At 42.3% G+C, this 324-nt stretch carries 1 protein-coding gene; it reads left to right on the top strand.

Annotation, left to right across the window (positions count from 1 at the left end; genetic code table 11):
• Positions 1 to 219, top strand: a 219-nt coding sequence (locus M3610_RS27635; protein ID WP_251463654.1) for a hypothetical protein, incomplete at its 5' end; no start/stop codon positions are given.
• Positions 220 to 324: the final 105 nt, after the last annotated feature.

Below are 324 nucleotides of genomic sequence, written 5' to 3'. Positions count from 1 at the left end.
AAAAGCGGAGGCGACTGTTCAACTTCGACAGACGTTGGAGAGCCGGCACTGCAAATCCCGCTTTTGGATTTGCGGGGACGGATCGAAACGGCCGAGAAGTTAGGAGCCGAAGCTAGACAAGCTGGACTTGTGAGCCAGACAAAACAGTTTGTTCGCGATCTTTGTTTGTTTAGTTTTGAGAGTACAATTCTCTCAAACCATTCGTTCTTTGAAAACTAGATAATCGTAATGAAGAAGCAAAGTAAACATCGAGTAATCGCCATTTTAGTTTTCTCTCTTATGTAAGTAAGAGTTATAAACCTTTTAGGTTAAGTTAGAAAGGGC

The sequence above is a fragment of the Neobacillus sp. MER 74 genome, assembly GCF_023714155.1.
This window is presented reverse-complemented; position numbering and strand designations above follow the sequence as displayed.